The sequence below is a fragment of the Endozoicomonas sp. genome (genome assembly GCF_031844845.1).
GTDB lineage: Bacteria > Pseudomonadota > Gammaproteobacteria > Pseudomonadales > Endozoicomonadaceae > Endozoicomonas.
The window spans coordinates 1-2541 of sequence record NZ_JAVRMB020000160.1 but is presented as its reverse complement, the minus strand read 5'-3'; the positions used below and the strand labels follow the sequence as shown (position 1 = coordinate 2541).

Genomic DNA, 2541 nt, shown 5'->3' with positions numbered 1-2541 from the left:
TTTTTATGGTGGTACTTCTTAGCTCTGGGTAGGTGTTCCTGACCACGGCAAAGCGGGTCTTACGGATGCCTTGAGCGTTGGGTTGCTGCACGTTCAGAGCGATGTTCTTCAGTTCTTCGACACAACACACTGATTTGCCTGAACCGATAGGTCCCATCATGCAGCGAACGAATGCCTGACTGGCATGAAACCGTTGTGCGGTGGGCTCTGGTTGGTAGTCCAGATTGTGAACGGGCAGTTCCGGGGACTGGGTTGGCGATAAGTAGCCAGTGGCGTTGATCTTCTCGTCCCAGGTGTTAATGCCCATTGTTCAAAATCGCCTTACCTATGTCATCTGAGATGACTGAAACACGCTAGTGTTTTAATACTATGTTCTTTACCTATGTTTATGTCATTTCAGATGACACCAAAACACGTTTCAGATGACAACGGTAGTCATCTGAGATTACATAGGCTATGCTATTTTTTCCATAAAAAAACCGGATCAATGGGCTGGCACCCGATCCGGTTTCTCTACAACATTCATTAAGGTCAGTATACCGTGATTTCACTCAAATATACAGGTAGTGCTGTGCAAGAAATTCGAATAAATATCCATTCCAGCCTTACTCCTGCCCAGCGTTTGATGTTGGTTATGCTGTCCAGCTATGCCAATGAGGACGGTTATTGCTGGCCAAGTCAGGCAACTCTCGCCAGGGATGTCGGTATTACCCGACAAAATGCCAATATCCAACTGAAGTTTCTGGAAAGCCTTGGGTACATCACCAGTCAGCAACGGATTAACCAGGATAAGGGTAAAGGTTCCAAGATCTACAGAATGAATCTTGATCCTATACAATCAAAGTCCCCGAAAGTAGTGGCGTTTGAGCAACGTAAGCACCAAACCACCCATGAGAAATTAACCGATGTTTCATGGGCTGATGATCCACAAGTTCAATACATTTTCGGGGAACAATCGTGATAGATTTTTTCTATCGCCAGATTCAAAGACTGCATACTGATTCGATTCTCTTGCCTATCCAGTGCATGACGGGGACGGCCATGGCATTACCAATGGCGCGGTATCTGGGGGTGTCAGGGCAGTTTTCAGCGGTCTTTTTGCGGTAAGGAATCTTTGTCCAATCGTCGGGGATTCCCTGTAGGCGTTCGCATTCTGTGGGGGTTAGGCGTCGGACGATTGATGCCGTTGATACCACTGGATTCACTACGCCGCCATTACTGCCAGCACGTAATGTCGGGCATTTTTCATCAGCCAGGTCACGTAAGGCATCGTTCTGGGTGCCGCAATAACACACGGCATGATGGTCGCCAGAAGTCAGGGTATTCATGGGATCACCGGGCTTGCCAATGCCTAAACCATTGCCATTGCCTTTGCCGTCTTGTTTGTCGGCTCGCTTGCCGATGGATCGGGTGGCTTGATCGTGGATTGGCAGGGGTTCTATGACCAGATCAGTGGCGTCTTTGTAGTCTCGCTGCTTCAGGGTGCTGGCTTTGGTGCCGTTGCCGTACTGGCCGAAGGCTTCCATATCAAAGGGCTGTGGGCTGTCCACGACTATGTGGTTGGAACAAGCTCCATCAGATCCGGGAAAACCGCCGCCAGTAGTGCGAGCTTCAAGGGTGTCGGCAAGGTCTTCTTTCTGCGGTCTGCTCTGCGGAGGATTCCCACACACGCCTTGGGGCTCAAATAGTACCGGCTCAGCACGTTCGTTTCCTGTAAAATCGACGAAAGCAAACACTCGCCGGCGTCGTTGTGGGACTCCGAAGTGTTGAGCATCAAGCACACGCCATTCACAGAGGGACTGTGAGCCAAGCGCAATACCGGATGTTTGCCATTTCTTTTTTTCACGGAGGTGGTGGCTGTTGCCAGTAAACAGGCGCAGCACTTCCTGAAAGTCTTTTCCCGAGTTGGAACTGAAGACGCCAGGGACGTTCTCCCACACGGCGTATCTGAGGTTGTTGTGCTTGATTGCCCAGTGAATGATGTCGATGGCTTTGGTGAATAAACCGCTTCTGTTGCCGCTAAGTCCACTTCTTTTACCCGCTACTGATAGATCCTGGCAAGGGCTGCCAAATACGATGATGTCAATGCTGCCAAGGGATTGAAGGTCAAATTCAGTGATGTCTTTGATGTCACCAAGGTTGGGTATGGTGGGATAATGGTGTTCCAGGAGAGCATTACAAAAGGGTTCTATTTCTGAGAATGCTACGGGTGTCCAGCCGAGTGGTTCCCAGGCTAAAGTCGCTGACTCAATGCCTGAGAATAACGAGAGATAACGCATCATCTTGACCGGTTTACCTTTTCTTTTTCTTCACGTCTTGATTCGTATTCTGCTACTGCTGCTTCGTGATTTGATTCGCATTCTTTTGAACAAAAGGATTCCAGTGAATCAATTTTTCCATTGCACCATTGGCAGGTTTTCTCTGGGCGACTTCGCACTTGGTACATATTGTAATGATAATGTTTAACCTTCATTACAGCGTCTAATATTTCCTGCTGCTTTATATTGCTTTGTTTAGCCATTGTCTGGTGTCCATGAAATG

Annotated in this window: 4 protein-coding genes; 1 reads left to right on the top strand and 3 read right to left on the bottom strand. The window is 48.4% G+C overall.

Annotated features, from left to right (window positions below):
* Positions 1–307, bottom strand: a 307-nt coding sequence (locus RM811_RS08165; protein ID WP_402522771.1) for a hypothetical protein, incomplete at its 3' end; no start/stop codon positions are given.
* A 264-nt stretch (positions 308–571) separates the two neighbouring features.
* Between RM811_RS08165 and RM811_RS08160 the strand changes: the two genes are divergently transcribed.
* On the top strand, positions 572–961 hold the full coding sequence (locus RM811_RS08160; RefSeq protein WP_402522769.1) for a helix-turn-helix domain-containing protein: 390 nt from the start codon (positions 572–574) through the stop codon (positions 959–961).
* A 22-nt stretch (positions 962–983) separates the two neighbouring features.
* On the opposite strand, the gene RM811_RS08155 is transcribed toward RM811_RS08160, so the two are convergent.
* Both RM811_RS08155 and RM811_RS08150 read right to left on the bottom strand, forming a co-directional pair.
* Positions 984–2282: a DNA cytosine methyltransferase gene (locus RM811_RS08155; RefSeq protein ID WP_402522767.1), complete on the bottom strand. Its 1299-nt coding sequence runs from the start codon at positions 2280–2282 to the stop codon at positions 984–986.
* A partial coding sequence (locus RM811_RS08150) for a hypothetical protein (RefSeq protein ID WP_402522766.1) occupies positions 2279–2541 on the bottom strand: 263 nt, incomplete at its 5' end. The genes RM811_RS08155 and RM811_RS08150, both read right to left, overlap by 4 nt.